12 protein-coding genes and 2 rRNA genes are annotated in these 15,045 nt (G+C 66.6%); 3 read left to right on the top strand and 11 right to left on the bottom strand.

Translation table 11 applies throughout. The annotated features are described in order from the left end of the window. Positions 1-63 precede the first annotated feature (63 nt). The gene (locus OG202_RS28580; protein ID WP_326579234.1) at positions 64-345 is read right to left on the bottom strand and encodes a glutaredoxin family protein; all 282 of its coding nucleotides are present in this window, start codon (positions 343-345) and stop codon (positions 64-66) included. 197 nt (positions 346-542) lie between these two features. On the opposite strand from OG202_RS28580, the gene OG202_RS28575 reads away from it, so the two are divergent. From OG202_RS28575 to OG202_RS28565, 3 genes are all read left to right on the top strand, one after another. Next, a complete protein-coding gene (locus tag OG202_RS28575) occupies positions 543-1,478 on the top strand; it encodes an HAD family hydrolase (protein WP_326579236.1) in 936 nt (311 codons plus the stop codon). 418 nt (positions 1,479-1,896) lie between these two features. Further along, a complete protein-coding gene (locus OG202_RS28570) occupies positions 1,897-2,724 on the top strand; it encodes an ECF subfamily RNA polymerase sigma factor, BldN family (protein ID WP_326579238.1) in 828 nt (275 codons plus the stop codon). A gap of 294 nt (positions 2,725-3,018) precedes the next feature. Next, complete coding sequence (locus OG202_RS28565) at positions 3,019-4,245, top strand: DUF5667 domain-containing protein (protein ID WP_327728314.1); 1,227 nt, start codon at positions 3,019-3,021, stop codon at positions 4,243-4,245. Positions 4,246-4,315: 70 nt separating this feature from the next. On the opposite strand, the gene OG202_RS28560 is transcribed toward OG202_RS28565, so the two are convergent. The 10 genes from OG202_RS28560 to OG202_RS28515 all read right to left on the bottom strand — a co-directional run bounded on the left by OG202_RS28560 (position 4,316) and on the right by OG202_RS28515 (position 14,898). Then, entirely contained in the window at positions 4,316-5,395 is a 1,080-nt protein-coding gene (locus OG202_RS28560; protein WP_326579242.1) for a lysophospholipid acyltransferase family protein, read from the bottom strand. Positions 5,396-5,409: 14 nt separating this feature from the next. Beyond that, on the bottom strand, positions 5,410-6,477 hold the full coding sequence (locus tag OG202_RS28555) for an NAD-dependent epimerase/dehydratase family protein (RefSeq protein WP_327728315.1): 1,068 nt from the start codon (positions 6,475-6,477) through the stop codon (positions 5,410-5,412). Between the two features lie 324 nt (positions 6,478-6,801). Further along, positions 6,802-6,900: a 30S ribosomal protein bS22 gene (locus OG202_RS28550; RefSeq protein ID WP_003948845.1), complete on the bottom strand. Its 99-nt coding sequence runs from the start codon at positions 6,898-6,900 to the stop codon at positions 6,802-6,804. Between the two features lie 168 nt (positions 6,901-7,068). Next, positions 7,069-7,281 (bottom strand): helix-turn-helix domain-containing protein, encoded by a 213-nt coding sequence (locus OG202_RS28545; protein ID WP_004984898.1) that lies wholly within the window; start codon positions 7,279-7,281, stop codon positions 7,069-7,071. Between the two features lie 129 nt (positions 7,282-7,410). Next, a complete protein-coding gene (locus OG202_RS28540; protein WP_327728316.1) occupies positions 7,411-8,226 on the bottom strand; it encodes a phosphatase in 816 nt (271 codons plus the stop codon). 215 nt (positions 8,227-8,441) lie between these two features. After that, positions 8,442-9,617, bottom strand: coding sequence for an acetoin utilization protein AcuC (locus OG202_RS28535; protein ID WP_326579267.1), 1,176 nt, complete (start codon positions 9,615-9,617; stop codon positions 8,442-8,444). Next, complete coding sequence (locus OG202_RS28530) at positions 9,568-10,803, bottom strand: MFS transporter (protein ID WP_326579269.1); 1,236 nt, start codon at positions 10,801-10,803, stop codon at positions 9,568-9,570. Before OG202_RS28530 ends, OG202_RS28535 begins: the two co-directional genes overlap by 50 nt. Before the next feature lie 54 nt (positions 10,804-10,857). Next, positions 10,858-11,502, bottom strand: a complete 645-nt coding sequence (locus tag OG202_RS28525) for an HAD family hydrolase (RefSeq protein ID WP_327728319.1) — start codon at positions 11,500-11,502, stop codon at positions 10,858-10,860. 61 nt (positions 11,503-11,563) lie between these two features. Then, a 5S ribosomal RNA gene (gene rrf / locus OG202_RS28520) occupies positions 11,564-11,680 on the bottom strand. 96 nt (positions 11,681-11,776) lie between these two features. Then, a 23S ribosomal RNA gene (locus OG202_RS28515) occupies positions 11,777-14,898 on the bottom strand. Positions 14,899-15,045 lie beyond the last annotated feature (147 nt).

The raw sequence follows: 15,045 nt of genomic DNA, 5'->3' as shown, positions 1-15,045 counted from the left end.
CCAACCAGCCCGTCGATCCTAAGCGACTTTTGGGACCACTTGGACTGGTCGGTCAGGTCACATCTAGGAGAGGGCTTTGCGAAGGCGCTCCTCGTTCACACGCCAGAAGGTGTGCTGGGCACCGTCCACCAGGACCACCGGGATCTGCTCCCAGTACTGACGGTGGAGCTCCGCGTCCTCGGTGATGTCCTTCTTCTCCCAGGGAACGCCCAGCTCACCGCAGACCTTCTCGATCACCGCCTGCGCGTCGTCGCACAGATGGCACCCGGGTTTCCCGATCAGTGTGACGAGCCGCTCACCGGAATTCTTCGGCGTCCGCCGGAACATGGCACTCATGCGGGCCATTGTCGCTCCGCACCGGATATCCACACCTCTTCCCCACCATGAAGCGCACGACCTGCCCTTTTTCCCACCGGTTCCCCCTTCGTCGGCACGGGGACACGCCGCCGGGATCACTCCTTTAACGGCGCGGTCGCGGAGAGTTCACAGCCAGCAAACCTCTCGACTCCGGAAGTGCCGAACAGACTGGCTATGCTCACGCCATGGCCGCTCTCGGATGGCTCACTCCCCGTAGGCGCTCCGCCACGGCGCGGAGCGTTTTGGCAGGCGAGGCCTCTGCGGAGGCAGCGCGCAAGTCCTCCCAGGAGTTGGAGGACATCTCCCCCGCGCCCGACGCCGTCCAGGAACCGGAGTTCCCGGTCCTCGGTGACGACAAGGCCGCCGCGTTCTTCGACCTCGACAACACCGTCATGCAGGGCGCCTCGCTCTTCCACTTCGGCCGGGGCCTGTACAAACGGAAGTTCTTCGAGACCCGCGACCTCGCCCGATTCGCCTGGCAGCAGGCGTGGTTCAGGCTGGCGGGGTCCGAGGACCCCGAGCACATGCAGGACGCCCAGAACTCCGCGCTCTCCATCGTCCAGGGCCACCGCGTCGCCGAACTGACGATCATCGGCGAGGAGATCTACGACGAGTACATGGCCGAGCGCATCTGGCCGGGCACCCGCGCCCTGGCCCAGGCCCACCTCGACGCCGGCCAGAAGGTCTGGCTCGTCACGGCCGCGCCCGTGGAGATCGCCCAGGTGATCGCCCGCCGCCTCGGTCTGACCGGCGCCCTGGGCACGGTCGCCGAGTCCGTCGACGGCGTGTACACCGGCAAGCTGGTCGGCGAGCCGCTGCACGGCCCCGCGAAGGCCGAGGCCGTCCGCGCCCTGGCCGCCGCGGAGGGCCTCGACCTCTCCCGCTGCGCCGCGTACAGCGACTCCCACAACGACATCCCGATGCTGTCGCTGGTGGGCCACCCGTACGCCATCAATCCCGACTCCAAACTCCGCAGGCACGCCCGCGACATGGACTGGCGCCTGCGCGACTACCGCACCGCCCGCAAGGCCGCCAAGGTCGGCCTCCCCGCGGCGGCGGGCGTGGGCGCGGTGGCCGGCGGCACGGCGGCCGCGATCGCCCTGCACCGCCGCCGCCGCTGAACCGGGGCGTCTGCTCGAACTGAACTTTCTCGAACTGAACTGTCTGTCGTTTTTCGAACGCCGGAGGGGCTGGGAAACCAGCCCCTCCGGCGTTCGCGCGTCCGGCCCCGCGACCCCGCATTCCAGCCGTCCTACCCCCACTCCACCCCCCTCAGTCACGACGTCCGCACCCGACCACAACACGCCCCGCACCCAGACGGAACACGAACCCGATCGATCAACAACCGATCGCGAAACAGCACTTGAGCAGCCGTCAATCAGTAACAGAAGCGACGTAATCGATGATTTGAGCAACTGGGTGTAGCAGTGCCTGCACGAAGCGTTATTCTCCTCAGACGCAAACCGGTACCCCTCCGTCGCTACGACGGGTGAAAGGTTCCGCACTGCACGTGATGGAAGCTCTGCCTCTGGGAGTCCCGTGTACCCACACGTCGGGGTTGACGCCTCGGGCCTGGCTACGCTGCGCGCGACGGTCAACCAACTGTTGCGCGGCTTCGTCCCCACCGCGTACGCCGTCCCCGCCCTCGCCACCTCCGCCGCGCCCGTCGGCCCGTGCTACGCACTGGCCGACGGCGTCGAGCAGGGGCCAGGGCGAAGCGCTGTCGTCGAGGGGCGGTGGTCGGGTGACGGGCGGGCGGGCAGACGAGGCCGCTCGGGATCCACCGCCACGACCACCCGCCGTCCCGCCGCGGACAGCGACAGCGCCCGCATGATGGACCTCGTCGAACGCGCCCAGTCCGGCGAGGCCGACGCCTTCGGCCGTCTGTACGACCAGTACAGCGACACCGTCTACCGCTACATCTACTACCGCGTCGGCGGCAAGGCGACCGCCGAGGACCTCACCAGCGAGACGTTCCTGCGCGCCCTGCGCCGCATCGGCACGTTCACCTGGCAGGGCCGCGACTTCGGCGCCTGGCTGGTGACGATCGCCCGCAACCTGGTGGCCGACCACTTCAAGTCCAGCCGGTTCCGTCTGGAGATCACCACCGGCGAGATGCTCGACGCCAACGAGGTCGAGCGCTCCCCCGAGGACTCCGTCCTGGAGTCCCTCTCCAACGCCGCCCTCCTCGAGGCCGTACGCCGCCTCAACCCCCAGCAACAGGAGTGCGTCACGCTCCGCTTCCTGCAGGGCCTCTCCGTCGCCGAGACCGCCCGGGTCATGGGCAAGAACGAGGGCGCGATCAAGACCCTCCAGTACCGCGCGGTCCGTACCCTCGCCCGCCTCCTCCCGGACGACGCCCGCTGAACCGCGCCGACCGGGACCACCGCCGCCGAGCCACAGCGCGCCGGGCGCTCCGGGCGCATCGACCCCATACGCTCTGCGGCGCTCAACTGACCCTCCGTCGACGTACGTTGGCTTCCTCGTCCGATCATCCGCCGTCCGTAACCCAAGTGCCACGCCGCTCGTTGTGCGGGATACAGGCTCCCTGTGGTCGCGCCTGGCCGACACCGATCACTCGATCGTGTGGCTCGGTCAGGGATGTGCAACCCTCAGGACCCCCTGGGGAGTCGACCGTCATGACGAGAGGAGGTGCCGCCAGTGATCGCGAACGTATCGGCGCACCGGCGGGCGAACGCCTTCGCCCAGGCCCTGGAGGAGCTGTCCGACCGGGCCACGGCGGCCGAGCAGCCCGAGGGATCGGCACCGGCCCCGGCAGCGGAACAGACCGAGCAGGGCCGCCTGTTGGCCCTCACCACCGGTCTCGACGAGCTGCCCAAGCCAGTGCTCGACCCCGAGGTCAAGGTGGTTCATCGCGCCCAGTTGGTGGCCGCGATGGAAGCCATGCTGCGGGACGGCACGCTGCCGGGGCGTGAGGCGGACCCTTCGGTGCCCGAGCAGCGATCGGGCAGGGCGCGAGGCGCGCACCGGGCAAGTCCGCTGAGGAAGTTGCGACCACGGTCCCGCCTGACGAAGGGCCTCGCCGCGGGCGGGCTCAGCGTCGGTGTGGCCGCGAGCGCCTTCGGCGGTGTGGCCGCCGCCAGCTCGGACGCCCTGCCCGGTGACTCGCTCTACGGGCTCAAGCGCGGCATCGAGGACGTGAAGCTCACCCTGGCCGACGACAGCGACGACCGGGGCCGGCTCTATCTGGACCAGGCGTCCACCCGGTTCGGCGAGGCCCGCCGCCTCATGGAGCGCGGCCGGAGCGGACAGCTCGACCACGAGTCCCTCGGCGAGATCCGCCGCGCCCTCACCGGGATGCGGCACGACGCCTCCGAGGGCCACCGCCTGCTCCACGAGGCCTTCGAGCGGGATCCGGGCTCCCTGGGCCCCATCCAGGCACTCTCGGCCTTCTCCCAGTCCCACCGCGAGGCCTGGGGCTCACTCCGCGACCGGCTGCCCGTGCAGCTCGGGGACGTGAGTCAGCAGGTCTCGTCGGTCTTCGACGCCATAGACGACGAGGTCGCCCCGCACTCGTCGCTCCTGCCGCAGCCCCCCACCCAGGGCGGCGGCAAGCAGCGCTCCACGGGCACCGGCTCCCCCGGCACCACGGACCCCGACCGCCCGGCCCCGAGCGCCAGCGGCGGCTCCGCCGACGGCAGCGAGGACACCACCAGCAAGCCCAAGCCGTCCACCTCGGACAGCAGCGGCGAAAGCCTCGTCGGCGGCACCACCGGCGGCCTCCTGGACCCGCCCCAGGACGACACCAGCAGCACCTCCCCGTCCACCGGCAAGTCCACCCCGGCCGAAGAGCCCGACGTCACCCTCCCACCCCTCCTCCCGGGCCTCCTGCCCGGCCTGGGCATCGACGGCGACGACACGAACTAGGCCTGTACGACGGTGGGGGCGCCCTTCTCGAAGAAGGGCGCCCCCACCGTCGTACGTCTGCTCGGAACCGCTAGAAGAACACCGACCGGCGCTGCACCAGCAGCTTGTACAGCGTGTGCTGGATCTGCTCGCGCACCTGGTCGGTCAGGTTGAACATCAGCATCGGATCCTCGGCGGCCTCCGGCGGATAGCCGTCCGTCGGGATGGGCTCGCCGAACTGGATGGTCCACTTCGTCGGCAGCGGGACCGCGCCCAGCGGGCCGAGCCACGGGAACGTCGGCGTGATCGGGAAGTACGGGAAGCCGAGGAGCCGGGCGATCGTCTTCGAGTTCCCGATCATCGGGTAGATCTCCTCCGCGCCCACGATCGAGCACGGGATGATCGGCGTACCGGAGCGCAGAGCGGTGGAGACGAAGCCGCCACGGCCGAAGCGCTGCAGCTTGTACCGGTCGCCGAAGGGCTTGCCGAGGCCCTTGAAGCCCTCCGGCATGACCCCGACCAGCTCGCCCTGCTCCAGCAGCCGTGAGGCGTCCTCCGCGCACGCGAGGGTGTGGCCGAGCTTGCGGGCCAGTTGGTTGACCACCGGCAGCATGAAGACCAGGTCCGCCGCGAGCAGCCGCAGATGCCGCCCGGCGGGATGGTTGTCGTGGACGGCGACCTGCATCATCAGGCCGTCCAGCGGCAGCGTCCCCGAGTGGTTGGCGACGATCAGGGCGCCGCCGTCCGTCGGGATGTTCTCGATGCCCTTCACCTCGACCCGGAAGTACTTCTCGTACACCGGCCGCAGCAGGGACATCAGCACCTGGTCGGTGAGCTCGGCGTCGTAGCCGAAGTCGTCGATCTCGTAGTCACCGGTGAGCCGCTTGCGCAGGAACGCGAGACCACCCGCGATCTGTCGCTCCAGCCCGCCGCCGTCCTGTGCCTCGGCGGCCTCCTGGGGCGGCTCCGGCTTCTCCCGTGTCACAGGGACATCATCGGTGCTGGTCGGCCGTCCCGGGAGGGCCTGGACCTCGCCGGATTCACGGACGTCCCGGACGACCGCGCTCTCGCCCTTGCGCCGGCTCCCCGTACTACGGCGGCGCGGCGTGCGCTGCACGGCGCCTCCGCGCGTCCGGTCGTCGTCGAACGGAATGACCTTGGCATCCGCCATCGTTGATGCGCTCCTCAGTTGGCGCTCTGCGTCGGGGGGTGGCCGTCGCCCGGTACGGGCACGGGCAGGGCGGCGATCCGGTCGATGGCCCCGGCGAGGGCCTCGGGGGGCAGGAGGCCGGGCCCCCTGCTGCGCGCGAAGTCCGCGAACGTCTCCGCGGTCGTGTACCTCGCCCGGTAGCCCAGCGTCTCGCGCATCTGGTTCGTCGACACGACCCGCCCGTGGGTCAGCAGCCGCAGCTGCTCCGGCGAGAAGTCGGTGAAGCCCAGCGTCCGGACCATGGAGCCGACCCAGCTGACCGCCGGCATCAGCAGCGGCACCGTCGGCCGGCCGAGGCGCCGCGCGCACTGCGAGAGCAGCAGGACACCGTCGCCCGCGATGTTGAACGTGCCGCTGTTGAGCGTGCCCCGCTCCGGCTCGTGCGAGGCGATCCGCAGCACCTCGATCACGTCGTCCTCGTGCACGAACTGCAGCCGCGGGTCGTAGCCCAGCACGGTCGGCAGCACCGGCAGCGAGAAGTACGAGGCGAGCGGCGAGTCGGCGCTCGGTCCGAGGATGTTCGCGAACCGCAGCACGCACACGGCCACATCGGGCCGCCGCCGGGCGAATCCGCGGACGTAGCCCTCCACCTCGACGGTGTCCTTGGCGAAGCCGCCGCTGGGCAGCGACTTGGCCGGCGTGGTCTCGGTGAACACGGCCGGGTCACGCGGTGCGGACCCGTACACGTTCGTACTGGACTTCACGACCAGCCGCTTGATCAACGGGGACTTCTGGCAGGCACCGAGCAGCTGCATGGTGCCGATGACGTTGGTCTCCTTGAGCGTGGCCCGGCCGCCGCTGCCCAGCGGGGTGCCCGTGACGTCCATGTGCACCACGGTGTCCACGTTGTGCTCGGCCAGCAGCCGGGCTATGGCCGGCTGACGGATGTCGGCCTGCACGAAGTCCGCGCCACCCAGATGGTGTCCGGGCGGCACCGCGTCCACCGCGATGACCCGGTCGACCTGCGGGTCACGCTGGATCCGCCGCACGAAGCGGCCCCCCAGCTGACGGGCCACACCGGTGACGAGCACGACCTTCCCCAAGATCAGCGCCTTCCTTCCAGACGTCGGCTCACATAGGCGTAACTCTGCTCGTACTCTGCCGCGTTCTCCGCGTTCTCCGTGTTCCCCGTGTGCGGCCACGTTAGCGGGTCGATGTTGCACTGTGGTGACCGCGACCCCGTCAACGACCGGCAAAAAAACAATGACCGGCGAAGGCGATGACCGGCGAAAACACCGCGACCCCCCACCGCTTTCGGTGGGGGGTCGCGGCAACGCGCTCTCAACAGCGCTCGCGCAAGAAAGCAAGGCGTACGACCCCCTTACGCGAGGGGGGCCGGCCAGGACCCCTTCCGGGGCCGGACCGCCTTACTTCTTGTTGCGACGCTGAACGCGGGTGCGCTTGAGCAGCTTGCGGTGCTTCTTCTTAGCCATCCGCTTGCGCCGCTTCTTGATAACAGAGCCCACGACTACCCTCGCTCACTTCTCATCACTCGGTGTTTGGGCGCCATGGGCCCATACGACCTACAAGGGGCCAGCCTACCCGTCCGAGCGCTGAGGTCGTAATCGAGGGGGCGCCTCGGGTATCCCGGAGGTCTCGCAGGGCCTCCGGGAGCCCCTCGGCACCGGTGGCCGTCAGGCCGTCTCCACCCCCACATAGCTCTCGCGGAGGTACTCGTGTACCGCTTGCTCCGGCACCCGGAAGGACCTGCCCACCCGGATCGCCGGCAGATGACCGCTGTGCACCAAGCGGTACACGGTCATCTTGGACACTCGCATCACCGAGGCGACTTCCGCCACGGTCAGGAACTGAACCTCGTTCAGAGGCCTCTCGCCAGCTGCAGCCATGACACACCTGAACCTTCCGCACTCGACGGCCACCGGCTTCCCCTTCCGGTGACTCTTCGTCGTTGCGTGCTCACTCCCCAATGTAGGGGCGGGTGATGCGAGTGGGGAAGAGGGGATGCCATCGGCGGCCTACTGTGACAGACACGCCCGATTGAGTACGTAGCGGGTCAGTGGTCGGTAGTAATCAGACCGCACACCGTCATCAAGTGGAACGGCGACGGACACGCGCCCCTCCGCCTCCCCCACGAAGGGCGCCGGATCGTCCGTATCGGCGAGACCGATCGCCTCGAACCCCAGCTGACCTGCCCCGCAGACCCATCCGTGGTCCCCCACCACGAGTTGCGGGAGCGGCCCGCCGGCCTCCGCCGCGGCCGCCAGAACGGTCCGAACCGGGAGCGGTGAATGCGTGTGCACGCCGGTCGCACAACCGGAGCGCAAGGCGGTCGCCTCCCGGACGTGAGCGACTCCTCGTGCGTAGTCGAGGTTGTACGTGCGTAGACCGAACCGGGTCGTTATGTCGACACGTCTACCCGTCGCAGGGGTGAGAACCTCACACCCCGCCGCCGACAAAGCGTCCGCCAACGCACCGTAGAACCCGATCAGCCGGTGCGGGTGCCCGGTCCCGAAGAGCACCGCTCCACCACTCCGAGCGACCGCCGCGACACGTTCCGCGAAGCGGTCCAGCGCCCCCATCGTGCGCTCCGGATCAATCACATCCTGCCCTGTCGTGCACCCCGGATCGGCCGAAACCCCGCACTTCTCCGCCATCAGATCGAGCACATCCCGCTGCCGCCAGGACAGTTCAGGATCAAGCCCGATCAAAAACCGAGGGTCCCGGGCCGCGAACAACCGGTAACTCCGCAGACTCGCTTCCCGAGAAGTGCCGACCCGCCCGGCCAGCCCGGCAGCCACCAGGTGCTCCCGCAACACCCCACCACTCACCACGCCCCGATGCTGACGTACCGCTCGGCCCACCACGGCCAAATCCCCGCCCGAACCACACAGTTGGCCTAACAACACCGTGGCACCGCCCGTCTTTCAGGGGCGCGGGGAACTACGCGAACGGCGTCCGGGGCGGAGCCCCGAGTCTTTGACGGGAGGGGCGAAGGGGCACAGCCCCTGGATGGGACGGGTAGGGGCGGCGGGGGCGAGAACACCCGCTACGGCAACAACCCCCGCAACGGAAACACGGCCTTCCGCGCAGCGAGCACCGCCTGGTCCAACCGATCCGCGGGGTCGTACCCCGCCTCCCAGCCCGCCCAGGACACCGGCCACCGCCCATCGGTCATCCGCGCCGGCGCCAACTGCCGCGTACGAGCGAACACCTGCTGCCGCCACTCCTCGGGAATCACCCTCTCCGGCGCGATCTCCCGCCCCGCCGCGATCGCCACCAGATGCGTCCACGACCGCGGCACCACATCCACCACCGCGTACCCGCCCCCACCGAGCGCGACCCACCGCCCGTCGGCGTACTCATGGGCCAGCTCGTGCAGAGCCACCTGCACCGCCCGCTGCGCGTCCAACGACACGGCCAGATGCGCCAACGGATCCTCGAAGTGCGTGTCGGCCCCGTGCTGGGTCACCAGCACCTGCGGCCGGAAGTCGGCGATCAGCTCGGGCACCACCGCGTGGAACGCCCGCACCCACCCCGCGTCCCCGGTCCCCGCCGGCAGCGCCACGTTCACGGCCGACCCCTCCGCGCTCGACGAGGCCCCGGTCTCCTCCGGCCACCCGGTCTGCGGGAACAGGGTCCGGGGATGCTCGTGCAACGAGATCGTCAGAACCCGCGGATCCTCCCAGAACGCCGCCTGCACCCCGTCCCCGTGATGAACGTCGACATCCACGTACGCGACCCGCTCGGCGCCCAGCTCCAGCAGCCGGGCGATGGCGATCGACGCGTCGTTGTAGATACAGAACCCCGAGGCACCTCCGGGCATCGCGTGATGCAGCCCGCCCGCGAAGTTCACCGCGTGCAGCGCGTCCCCCCGCCACACGGCCTCCGCCGCCCCCACCGACTGCCCCGCGATGAGTGCGGACACCTCGTGCATCCCGGCGAAGGCCGGATCGTCCACGGTGCCGAGCCCGTACGCGCCGTCCGCACCCCCGGGGTCCGCGGAAGCGGCCTTGACCGCGGCCACATAGTCCTCGCGATGCACCAGCCGCAGGGTCGACTCCCCCGCCGGCTTCGCCGAGACGACGTCCATCTCCCGGTCGAGCCCGAAGGCACTCACCAGGCTCCGGGTCAGCGCCAGCCGGACCGGATCCATCGGATGGTCCGGGCCGAAGTCATAGCCCGTTACTGCCTCGTCCCACATCAGCTGTGCGCGGCCGCTCATGCCCGCCACCGTATCGGTCCGGTTCAGTCTCGAACGACCGGGCGTACACCAACGTCACCAGCACCAGGACCATCGGTATGAGCATCGCCCCGCGGTAGCTCCAGAGGTCTCCCACCGCCCCCACCAACGGAGAACCGATCAAGAAGCCGACATAGTTGAAGATATTCAGCCGAGCGACGGCCGCATCCGAAGCTCCGGGGAACAGCCGCCCCGCCGCCGCGAACGTCTGCGGCACCAGCACACACAGCCCGAGTCCCAGCAGCGTGAACCCGAGCATCCCCACCCAGGCCCCCGGCGCCCCCGCCACCACGGCGAACCCGACGGCCGCCACCAGCGCCCCGGCCCGCACGACGGTCACGGCCCCGAACTTCCGCACCCCGAAGTCCCCGAGGGACCGCCCGATCAGCGTGGTGACCATATAGACGTTGTACGGAACGGTCGACAGCTGGTCGGAACTCCCGAGCACGTCCTGCAGATACTTCGCACTCCAGTTGGAGACGGTCGAGTCCCCGATGTACGCGAAGCACATCACCAGACAGAGCGGCAGCAGCATCTTGAAGGCGACGTTCCCGCCCTCCGCACCGGTGGTCGGGGCCTTGCCCTCGGCGGTTCCGGGGTCATCGAGGCGTCCCCCGTCGACATACCACCGGCTCCCCGCCAAGGCGGCCGGCAGCAGCGCGATCACCACCGGCAGATACAACGGGAGCAGCGGCACATCCCAGTGCGCCCCCACCCACGCCAGCGAGGCCCCGGCTATCCCACCCAGGCTGTACACGGCGTGGAAGCCGAGCATGATGCTCCGCCCGTACGACCGCTGCAGACTCACCCCGAGCATGTTCATGGACGCGTCGAGCGCCCCGACCGCCAGCCCGAAGGCCGCCAGTGAGGCACCGAGCACGACCAGCTGCTCACCGGCCCCCACGCCGAGCAGCGCCAGGAGCACGACGGGCTGGGACCACCGCAGCACCCGGCTCGGCGGCACCTTCTTCACGAGGTGCTCGGTGCCGACACTGCCGACCCCTGCGAGGATCGGCACGGCGGCGAGGAAGAGCGGCAACAGCGCGTCGGAGACCCCGTACCGGTCCTGAATGGCCGGAATCCGCGTCACGAGCAGCGCGAAGGCGACACCCTGAGCGAAGAAGCTGAACGCCAACGCGGCCCTACCGCGCCGCAGCACATCTGTCATGGCGGCACAGTAGGGGGCACGACCTACCGATGGGTAGAGGAAGTTGAATACTGCTCAACTAAGCAGGTCGGGCAGCTCTCCCATGTCCGAGAAGTACCCCCTGGCTCCGGCCAGCTTCCCGGCGGGCGTCATCGCCACATACCCGTACACATCCATCCCGGCCGCGAGCCCGGCCCGTACCCCGAGGGGGCTGTCCTCGACGACGGCACACCTCTGCGGTGGAACGCCCATCCGCTCGGCCGCGTGCAGGAAGAGATCCGGCGCCGGCTTGCCCCGCCCCACGTCCTGGGAACTGAACACGAGCCCCTCCCCGAACCACCGGTCGAGCCCGGTCGTCCGATGCCCCACCCGGATCCGCTCATGGCTCCCGGACGACGCCACGCAGTACGGCACCTCGTCCGCGACCAGCTTCTCCAGCACCGCGACCACACCCGGTACGGGTTCCAACTCCCGCTCGAACGCGGCGAACACGCGCTGGTGGAAGACGTCGTCGAACTCCCCCGGCAGTGCCTCGCCGGTCCGCTCCAAGACAAGCTCGTGAATCCGGTGCATGGCCGACCCCATGTAGTCCCGGATGGACTCCTCGTACGAGGTCGGGTGTCCGAGTTCGGTGAGGTAGTCGGCGAGAATCCGGTTGGAGATCGGCTCGCTGTCCACGAGAACACCGTCATTGTCGAAGATCACGAGGTCATAGCGCATGACTCGACCCTAAACGCAGAAAACCCCCGCCGGTTTCCCGACGGGGGTTTTCGCAATATTTGTTCGGCGGCGTCCTACTCTCCCACAGGGTCCCCCCTGCAGTACCATCGGCGCTGTAAGGCTTAGCTTCCGGGTTCGGAATGTAACCGGGCGTTTCCCTCACGCTATGACCACCGAAACACTATGAAACACTCAACCGCACCATCCCCCGTGACCAAACAAGGGAATGGGGTTGTTCGTGGTTTCAGAACCAACACAGTGGACGCGAGCAACTGAGGACAAGCCCTCGGCCTATTAGTACCAGTCAACTCCACCCGTTACCGGGCTTCCATATCTGGCCTATCAACCCAGTCGTCTACTGGGAGCCTTACCCCATCAAGTGGGTGGGAATACTCATCTCGAAGCAGGCTTCCCGCTTAGATGCTTTCAGCGGTTATCCCTCCCGAACGTAGCCAACCAGCCATGCCCTTGGCAGAACAACTGGCACACCAGAGGTTCGTCCGTCCCGGTCCTCTCGTACTAGGGACAGCCCTTCTCAATATTCCTGCGCGCGCAGCGGATAGGGACCGAACTGTCTCACGACGTTCTAAACCCAGCTCGCGTACCGCTTTAATGGGCGAACAGCCCAACCCTTGGGACCGACTCCAGCCCCAGGATGCGACGAGCCGACATCGAGGTGCCAAACCATCCCGTCGATATGGACTCTTGGGGAAGATCAGCCTGTTATCCCCGGGGTACCTTTTATCCGTTGAGCGACGGCGCTTCCACAAGCCACCGCCGGATCACTAGTCCCGACTTTCGTCCCTGCTCGACCCGTCGGTCTCACAGTCAAGCTCCCTTGTGCACTTACACTCAACACCTGATTGCCAACCAGGCTGAGGGAACCTTTGGGCGCCTCCGTTACCCTTTGGGAGGCAACCGCCCCAGTTAAACTACCCATCAGACACTGTCCCTGATCCGGATCACGGACCCAGGTTAGACATCCAGCACGACCAGACTGGTATTTCAACGACGACTCCCCCTGAACTGGCGTCCAGAGTTCACAGTCTCCCAGCTATCCTACACAAGCCGAACCGAACACCAATATCAAACTGTAGTAAAGGTCCCGGGGTCTTTCCGTCCTGCTGCGCGAAACGAGCATCTTTACTCGTAGTGCAATTTCACCGGGCCTATGGTTGAGACAGTCGAGAAGTCGTTACGCCATTCGTGCAGGTCGGAACTTACCCGACAAGGAATTTCGCTACCTTAGGATGGTTATAGTTACCACCGCCGTTTACTGGCGCTTAAGTTCTCAGCTTCGCCACCCCGAAGAGTGACTAACCGGTCCCCTTAACGTTCCAGCACCGGGCAGGCGTCAGTCCGTATACATCGCCTTACGGCTTCGCACGGACCTGTGTTTTTAGTAAACAGTCGCTTCTCGCTGGTCTCTGCGGCCACCCCCAGCTCGAGGAGCACGTCCTCTCACCAGTGATGGCCCCCCTTCTCCCGAAGTTACGGGGGCATTTTGCCGAGTTCCTTAACCATAGTTCACCCGAACGCCTCGGTATTCTCTACCAGACCACCTGAGTCGGTTTAGGGTACGGGCCGCCATGAAACTCGCTAGAGGCTTTTCTCGACAGCATAGGATCATCCACTTCACCACAATCGGCTCGGCATCAGGTCTCAGACTATTGCCAGGCGGATTTACCTACCTGACGTCCTACACCCTTACCCCGGGACAACCACCGCCCGGGATGGACTACCTTCCTGCGTCACCCCATCACTCACCTACTGCAAGTCTGGTCCGTCGGCTCCACCACTTCCCTTTCCCCGAAGGGTCCGGGACGGCTTCACGGACTTAGCATCGCCTGGTTCAATGTTTGACGCTTCACAGCGGGTACCGGAATATCAACCGGTTATCCATCGACTACGCCTGTCGGCCTCGCCTTAGGTCCCGACTTACCCTGGGCAGATCAGCTTGACCCAGGAACCCTTGGTCAATCGGCGCACACGTTTCTCACGTGTGTATCGCTACTCATGCCTGCATTCTCACTCGTGAACCGTCCACAACTCGCTTCCGCGGCTGCTTCACCCGGCACACGACGCTCCCCTACCCATCCCAGCCCCCGTTGGGGGTATGTGCTGGAATGACACGACTTCGGCGGTACGCTTGAGCCCCGCTACATTGTCGGCGCGGAATCACTAGACCAGTGAGCTATTACGCACTCTTTCAAGGGTGGCTGCTTCTAAGCCAACCTCCTGGTTGTCTGTGCGACTCCACATCCTTTCCCACTTAGCGTACGCTTAGGGGCCTTAGTCGATGCTCTGGGCTGTTTCCCTCTCGACCATGGAGCTTATCCCCCACAGTCTCACTGCCGCGCTCTCACTTACCGGCATTCGGAGTTTGGCTAAGGTCAGTAACCCGGTAGGGCCCATCGCCTATCCAGTGCTCTACCTCCGGCAAGAAACACACGACGCTGCACCTAAATGCATTTCGGGGAGAACCAGCTATCACGGAGTTTGATTGGCCTTTCACCCCTAACCACAGGTCATCCCCCAGGTTTTCAACCCTGGTGGGTTCGGTCCTCCACGAAGTCTTACCTCCGCTTCAACCTGCCCATGGCTAGATCACTCCGCTTCGGGTCTTGAGCGTGCTACTAAAGTCGCCCTGTTCGGACTCGCTTTCGCTACGGCTACCCCACCCGGGTTAACCTCGCAACACACCGCAAACTCGCAGGCTCATTCTTCAAAAGGCACGCAGTCACGAGACATGTGCAAGCACATATCCGACGCTCCCACGGCTTGTAGGCACACGGTTTCAGGTACTATTTCACTCCGCTCCCGCGGTACTTTTCACCATTCCCTCACGGTACTATCCGCTATCGGTCACCAGGGAATATTTAGGCTTAGCGGGTGGTCCCGCCAGATTCACACGGGATTTCTCGGGCCCCGTGCTACTTGGGTGTCTCTCAAACGAGCCGTACAGATTTCAGCTACGGGGGTCTTACCCTCTACGCCGGACCTTTCGCATGTCCTTCGCCTACCCATACGGTTTCTGACTCGCCGACCAGCCGGCAGACTGATCAAGAGAGATCCCACAACCCCGTATACGCAACCCCTGCCGGGTCTCACACGCATACGGTTTGGCCTCATCCGGTTTCGCTCGCCACTACTCCCGGAATCACGGTTGTTTTCTCTTCCTGCGGGTACTGAGATGTTTCACTTCCCCGCGTTCCCTCCACTTGCCCTATGTGTTCAGGCAAGGGTGACAGCCCATGACGACTGCCGGGTTTCCCCATTCGGACACCCCCGGATCAAAGCCTGGTTGACGACTCCCCGGGGCCTATCGTGGCCTCCCACGTCCTTCATCGGTTCCTGGTGCCAAGGCATCCACCGTGCGCCCTTAAAAACTTGGCCACAGATGCTCGCGTCCACTGTGCAGTTCTCAAACAACGACCAACCACCCATCACCCCCGGTAACCACCGGAGTTCACTGGGGCCGGCACTGAAGGCGACCTGAACGGCCATACCCTCAGACACCCAACAGCGTGCCCGACCGGATCG

The sequence above is a fragment of the Streptomyces sp. NBC_00310 genome, from assembly GCF_036208085.1.
Classification (GTDB): domain Bacteria; phylum Actinomycetota; class Actinomycetes; order Streptomycetales; family Streptomycetaceae; genus Streptomyces.
This window is presented reverse-complemented; position numbering and strand designations above follow the sequence as displayed.